The 6,719-nt window shown below is 73.4% G+C and carries 4 protein-coding genes; 1 reads left to right on the top strand and 3 read right to left on the bottom strand.

Going from position 1 to position 6,719, the window contains the following annotated elements; all coding sequences use genetic code 11:
- From ACFCX4_RS33555 to ACFCX4_RS33545, 3 genes are all read right to left on the bottom strand, one after another.
- Positions 1-1,643: type I polyketide synthase (locus ACFCX4_RS33555; RefSeq protein WP_376150790.1), on the bottom strand; the 1,643-nt coding region annotated here is incomplete at its 3' end.
- A 47-nt stretch (positions 1,644-1,690) separates the two neighbouring features.
- Positions 1,691-2,446, bottom strand: a complete 756-nt coding sequence (locus ACFCX4_RS33550; RefSeq protein ID WP_376150788.1) for a thioesterase II family protein — start codon at positions 2,444-2,446, stop codon at positions 1,691-1,693.
- Between the two features lie 43 nt (positions 2,447-2,489).
- Positions 2,490-3,317 carry a hypothetical protein gene (locus ACFCX4_RS33545; RefSeq protein ID WP_376150786.1) on the bottom strand — a complete coding sequence of 276 codons (828 nt, stop codon included), beginning with the start codon at positions 3,315-3,317 and terminating at the stop codon, positions 2,490-2,492.
- 290 nt (positions 3,318-3,607) lie between these two features.
- Here ACFCX4_RS33545 and ACFCX4_RS33540 point away from each other — a divergent pair, with 290 nt between their 5' ends.
- Positions 3,608-6,673 (top strand): amino acid adenylation domain-containing protein, encoded by a 3,066-nt coding sequence (locus tag ACFCX4_RS33540; RefSeq protein WP_376150784.1) that lies wholly within the window; start codon positions 3,608-3,610, stop codon positions 6,671-6,673.
- The last annotated feature ends 46 nt before the right edge of the window (positions 6,674-6,719 follow it).

Raw genomic sequence — 6,719 nt, 5'->3', positions numbered from 1 at the left:
TCGTAGGCGGTGGCGAACTCGGGGACGGTGGCGTGGAGTTCCCGGCCCATCGCGATGCGTTGGGAGCCCTGGCCGGTGAACAGGAACGCCAGCTTCCCACCGTCCACCCGGCCCGTCACCAGGTCCGGGTGCGGACGCCCCTCGGCGAGTGCCGTCAGCGCCGCCGCCACGCCGTCCCGGTCCCCGGTCCCGACGAGCACGGCGCGGTGGTCGAACAGCGACCGGCCCGAGGCCAGTGAGAACGCCACGTCCGCCGGGTCCAGTCCGGGCCGCTCCGCCACGGACTGCCTCAGCCGCCGCGCCTGGCCGCGCAGCGCGGCGTCGGTGCGGGCGGACAGCTGCCACGGCGCCGGCAGCCGGTCGACCGGTCCGGAGGTCCGGGGCGGTGCCTCCTCCAGCACCACGTGGCAGTTGGTGCCGCCCATGCCGAACGAGGAGACACCCGCCCGCAGGACACCCTCGGGCCACGGGCCGAGGGCGGTGTTGACGGCCAGGTTGAGCCCGTCGAAGTCGATGTCCGGGTTGGGCGTCTCGAAGTTGAGGCTGGCCGGCAGCTCCCGGTGCTCGACCGCCAGCACCGCCTTCAGCAGGCCGACGATGCCGGCCGCGCCCTCCAGGTGCCCCACGTTGGTCTTCGCCGAGCCGACCAGCAGCGGTGAACCGGCCGGCCGCGCGGCCCCGAGCGCGGCCCCGAGCGCCGCCGCCTCGATCGGGTCGCCGACCCGGGTGCCGGTGCCGTGCAGCTCCACGTACTGCACCCCGGCCGGGTCCACGCCGGCCCGCTCGTACGCCCGGCGCAGCACCGCCTCCTGCGCGGCCGGACTCGGCACTGTCAGCCCGTCCGTGGCGCCGTCGTTGTTGACCGCGCTGCCCCGGATCACGCAGTAGACGTGGTCGCCGTCGGCCAGCGCCGCTGCCAGCGGCTTGAGGACCACCGCGCCGCCGCCCTCGCCGCGCACGTAGCCGTTGGCCCGGGCGTCGAAGGTGTAGCTCACGCCGTCCGGCGACAGCCCGCCGAACCGGGTCAGGCCCAGGGTGCTGTCCGGGGCGAGGATCAGGTTGACGCCGCCGACGATGGCCAGCTCGGAGTCACCGCTGCGCAGGCTCTCGCACGCCATGTGCACGGCCACCAGGGCCGAGGACTGGGCGGCGTCCACCGTCAGGCTGGGGCCGTGCAGGCCGAGGCTGTAGGAGACGCGGTTGGCGATGAGGCCGCGGTTGAGCCCGGTGACGGTGTGCGGGGTGATCGCCTCCGGCCCGCGCTGGGACAGCAGGGTGGCGTAGTCGGCGGCGATGGCCCCGACGAACACCCCGGTCCGGGTGCCGCGCAGCGCGGTCGGGGCGACGCCCGCGTCCTCCACGCACTCCCAGGCCAGTTCCAGCATCAGCCGCTGCTGCGGGTCCATCAGTGCGGCCTCGCGCGGCGCGATCCCGAAGAAGGCCGGGTCGAAGGTGTCGATCCGGTCGAGGAATCCGCCCTGGGCGGGATGCCCGCCGTCGGTGTTCCCGCCGTCCCAGCGGTCGGCCGGAGCGGCGGTGATCCCGCTGGCGCCGCGGCGCAGGAGGTCCCAGAAGGCCCGGGGATCCGGGGCCTGCGGGAGTCGGCAGGAAATTCCGATGACGGCAACGGCCTCTTCGGGCATGAGTGCTCCCACAAGTCAACAATCAACAGGGGCCGCTGACCGGCCCGTTAACGACGGATCGAGCGAACGGTGAAGAAGGAGGCCACCTTCGCCAGGAACTCGGCGGAGGACTCCTGGGTGAAGAAGTGGCCGCCCGGCACGGGGTGCACCCGGCAGCTCACGCCGGAGTGCTCGGCCCATCCGGACACGTCGGCGAGCGGCAGCAGCGGATCGCGGTCGCCGGCGAACACCTCGATCGGGCACGGCAGCCGGAAGTCGCCGGGCGGCGGGGCGCTCACGCAGACCCGCAGGTCGTCCCTGGCCAGGGCGAGCGCGGAGCGGACCCAGTCGGGGTAGCGCAGCAGCAGCTCCGACATCCCGCCGATGTCCACCAGGAAACGGGCGAGCCGCTCGTCCGTCATCTCCAGCGCGGCACCGGCGGTGGCCGGCCGGTGCGGCGGGGCGTAGGCGCCCACCATCAGCCGCACCGGCAGGCTCCGGCCGGCCAGGGCGCGCAGCCGGGTGAGGTGGTACGCGACGATGGCGCCCATGCTGTGGCCGTAGAACGCGAACGGCTCGTCCAGCAGCGGGTCGAGGTGTTCGTCGAGGTCGGCGACCAGGGCGGCCATGTCGGTGAAGCGGGGCTCGGCGGCCCGCCGCTCCCGGCCGGGCAGCTGCACCGGCAGCACGGTCACGTCGGGGCCGAGCGCCCGCTGCCAGTCGTTGAAGGCCGAGGCGGCGCCGCCGGCGTGGTGGAAGCAGAACAGCCGGGTGCTCCCGGTCCGCTCCACCGTGGCGGGCAGGTAGGCCGTCATCGTGTGCATGGTCGCCCCACTCCGTCTCTCCGTGCGCGGTCGGTGCTCGGGTTCAGATGTCCAGCAGCCGGGTGACCACGGCGGCCAGCTCGCCGTCGGCCAGCATGGTGCCGTGCTCGACGTCGATCACGACCTCCTCGGCCACCTCGATCTCCACGCCCGAGGCGCGCATCGCGTTGAGGCCGCTCAGCGGGCTGGTGGAGTTGAGGGCGACCGCCGACCGCCAGCGCTCGCGGGGGTCGATGTCGGCGGCCACGGCCAGGTAGCTCAGGAACGAGTCGAAGACCGAGAACAGCTCCTCGCGGCGGGCCTCGTCCAGGCCCACCCGGACCAGCGCCGGCTCGCCGAACCGGCGCATCAGACGGATCAGTTCGTCCTTGAGCTCACCGACCTCCGGCGTGCTGTCGTGGGCGCGCTGACCGATCTCCCGGGCCTCGGCGATGTCCTCCTGGGACAGCGTGGCCGACATGAATCCGATCACCTTGTGGAACTGCCACATCAGGGTCTGCGCGGTCGAGAGCTCGGGGTCGAAAAGCAGCAGCAACGGCGCCTCGCCCTGCATTTCGGCGATCCGGTCGGCGAGCGCGGCCGCATAGACCGAACCCGCGCAGAATCCCATCACCGCGCGAATCCGGGGCGCATTCCCGGTGTTCGCGAACGGCGCGGCCCAGTGCTCGACATATCCGGCGGCCGAACGGGCGGACTCCGAATCCGCGGCCGGCGGAACCGTTTCCCAGACCGCGAAGTCGGAGGTCGCCTTCGCCATCAGATCGGAAAAGCGCGCCTCCGGGCGCCCGGTGGTGTCGAAGTCCACCGCGAGGACGACTCCCCGTTCGGCGTCGCCGGTCACCAGGGTTTTCCAGGCACCTGACTCGGTCATCGTCGCTCCTTGGTCGCAGGCCCGTGAACTCACTGGAGCCTAGGTGCTGTTGGCGCCGGGTCCATAGCCCCTAGTACCCCTAGCGGACGGCGTTCCCCCCGGTCACCGAATAGGGGTGCCGGGCCTCGCGGCCCCGCCCGTATCGTGCTGTCGCAAACCGGGGACGCCAGCACTGTGCGAATGGGTTCACATCTGGCCGGCAGGGGAGTGAGGACCGATTGGTACCCGCAGTGAAGACCAGCACCCGAACCACTCGTGAACTTTCGTCGGCCACCCGCAAAGAGGAGGCCATGTGGCTCCTGGAGCGCCTGGTTCCCGAAAGCGCGGCCAACAACCTCGCGTTGGCGTTCCAGGCCGAGGGCAGACTGGATCCGGCCGCGCTCCAGGCCGCCCTGTCGACCCTGCTGCGCCGCCACGAGGTGCTGCGGACGGTCTATTTCGCCACCGGCGCGGAACTCGTGAAGGGCGTCGTCGGCGCCGACGAGTTCTCCGTGCGTTTCGAGGAGTTCGACGACTTCCCGGCGCCGCCGGACGGGCTCGACCTCGCCCTGCGGCCGTTCCTCACCGTGCGGTTCCGCTTCGACGGCCGGCCGCTGGTGCGGGCGGGCCTGTTCCACCACCCCGACGGCGACGTCGTCTGCCTCGCCTTCCACCACCTGGTGTACGACATCATCTCCGGCACCCTGCTGATGGAGGAGCTGGTCTCCGCCTACGAGGCGTTCGTGGCCGGCCGGGAGCCGGACCCGGCGCTGCTGGAGGTGGCCCCGGCCTACCACGAGCCCGAACCGGCCCCCGAGAGCCTGGAGTTCTGGCGGGGGCAGCTGGAGGACTTCGACCCGGGCGGCCTGGACCTGTGGGTCGGCGGCGCCGACCGGCCGGACCCCACCCTGCGCGGCGAGCAGTACACCCACACCCTCTCCGACGAGGCCCGCGCCGCCGTCCGGGCGCTGCCCCGCGAGGTGCGCGCCCCGGAGGCCGTGGTCCTGCTGGCCGCGTTCGACCTGCTGCTCGCCGCGCACGGCGCCGGCCCCGACATCACCGTGGGCTCCCCGGTGAGCGTGCGGCCCCGCGAGGACCCCCGGCTGGTCGGCCACCACACCAACGTGCTGCCGCTGCGGGTGAAGGTCGACCCCGCGCAGAGCTTCCGGACGCTGGTGCGCGACACCCGGGACACCTACTTCGGCGCCCTCGCCCACCTGGGCGTCCCGGTCGACAGCATCTCCGAACTGGTGCCCCGGGCCGGCTCCTCCTGGCGCAACCGCCTCTGCCGCCACCTGTTCAACTACTTCCCGCAGCTGGAGATGACCGGCTTCGAGATCGCCGGGACCAGGGCGCGGCCGGTCGTGGTGGAGAACGGCTACAGCAAGTTCGACCTGGAGTTCTTCGTCGCCTCCTCGGCGGACACCGTCACCCTCACGGCCCGCTACTCCACCGAGAAGCTGACCGGGGCAGAGGTGGCCGCGCTGGTGAGCCGCTACGAGGCGCTGCTCGTCTCGCTCGCCGCCGACCCCGACCGCCCCAACGGCGAGCTGCTGGTGTGGAGCGCGCAGGACCACGCGGTCATCGGCGCCGCCAACGACACCGCGCGCACCTTCGCGCCCGCGAACGTCCTGGAGGCCGTGCACGGCCACGTCCTCGCCCGCCCCGACGCGGTCGCCGTCCGGCACGGCGACCGCGAGGTGAGCTACCGGCGCCTGTGGGACGCCGCCGTCGCCACCCGCGAGGTGCTGCGCGACCGCGGCACCGCGCCCGGCGACATCGTCGCCATCGCCGCGGCCCGGACCCCGGAGCTGACCGCCACCGTGCTGGGCGTCTGGCTGACCGGCGCCGCCTACCTGCCGGTCGACCCCGAGCACCCGGCGCACCGCGTCGCCCACCTGCTCGGCGACTCCGGGGCCACGGCGGTCTTCACCGACCGTGCCGTCGCGCTGCCCGAGGGCAGTGCGATGGCACGGCTGGAGCTCGTCCCGGTCGCCGACGAGGACCGGGACGGCCCGCCGGCCGAGCCCGGCATCACGCTCGACCCGGAGGCCTGCGCGTACCTGATCTACACCTCCGGTTCCAGCGGCCGCCCCAAGGGCGCGCTGCTGCCGCACCGGGCGATCTCCAACATCGCCGCCGACTACACCGAGCGGCTGCGGCTGACGCCCGACGACACCACGCTCTGGATGACCACCTTCGCGTTCGACATGGCGAACCTGGAGCACTACACCCCGCTGTACTCCGGCGGCACCGTCGCCATCGCGCCGGACGAGGCGCGCACCGACGGCAAGGTGCTGCGCGAGCTCGTCGAGCGCCACGACCCCGCCGTGGTCCAGGCCACCCCGACCACGCTGCGGACGGTCCTGGACGAGGTGGCGGACGTACTGGCCGGCCGCCGCGTGGTGACCGGCGCGGAGCCGGTGCCGGTCACCCTCGCCAAGCGCCTGCTGGCCACCGGCTGCGAGCCGGTCAACGCCTACGGGCCCACCGAGACCATCACCTGGTGCACCTGGGGCGTCGTCCCGGCGGACCTCGGCGAGCGGATCGACGTCGGCGGGCCGATCTCCAACATCCGGATGTTCGTCCTCGGGCCGGACGGCCGGGAACTGCCGGTCGGCGTCCGCGGCGAGGTCTGCATCGCCGGCGCCGGCGTCTCGCTCGGCTACCACGGCCGGCCCGAGCTGAACGCCGAACGCTTCGGCGAGCACCCCGTGCACGGCCGTTTCTACCGCTCCGGCGACATCGGGGCCTGGAACCCCGACGGCACCGTCGAGCTGTTCGGCCGCGCCGACCGCCAGGTCAAGCTGCGCGGCAACCGCATCGAGCTCGGCGAGATCGAGGCCACCCTGCTCGGTCACCCGCAGGTCCACGGCGCCGCGGCCGTCGTGGTCGGCGACCGCAGTGCCGACGGCCGGCTGGTGGCCTTCGTGGAGTCGGCGGCGGACGGCGACATCACCTCCGACCTGTGGGAGTTCGCCCGCGCCGAGCTGCCGCGGGCCGCCGTCCCGCAGGACTTCGTCGTCGTCGCGGCCTTCCCGACCAACGCCAACGAGAAGGTGGACTACCTGGTGCTGGAGAGCATGGCGGCCGACCGTCACCGCGAACGGCCGAGGAGCGGGGGCGCGGCGCCGGCCGTCGCCGGTCCGGACGAGCTGACCGACGCCCTGATCGGCCTCTGGCGGGAACTGCTGGGCCGCGACGACATCACCGCGGAGTCCAACTTCTTCACCCACGGCGGCCATTCGCTGCTCGGCGCCGGCCTGGTGCAGAGGATCGACGAGCGGCTGGGCGTCACCGTCAAGCTGGCCGACCTGTTCGGCACGCCGACCCCCGGCGCGCTCGCCGAGCACATCAGGGCCGCCCGGGAGGCCTGAGCACCGGAGCGGGACCACGGCGGGGCGCGTCCGACCGGACGCGCCC

It is taken from the genome of Kitasatospora sp. NPDC056327 (genome assembly GCF_042261735.1).
Taxonomy (GTDB): domain Bacteria; phylum Actinomycetota; class Actinomycetes; order Streptomycetales; family Streptomycetaceae; genus Kitasatospora.
This window is presented reverse-complemented; position numbering and strand designations above follow the sequence as displayed.

Bases quoted from the DNA above. Each gene is read 5' to 3' on its own strand.
- ACFCX4_RS33550 (WP_376150788.1), bottom strand. From the start codon at position 2,446: ATGCACACGATGACGGCCTACCTGCCCGCCACGGTGGAGCGGACCGGG.
- ACFCX4_RS33540 (WP_376150784.1), top strand. From the start codon at position 3,608: ATGTGGCTCCTGGAGCGCCTGGTTCCCGAAAGCGCGGCCAACAACCTC.
- ACFCX4_RS33545 (WP_376150786.1), bottom strand. From the start codon at position 3,317: ATGACCGAGTCAGGTGCCTGGAAAACCCTGGTGACCGGCGACGCCGAA.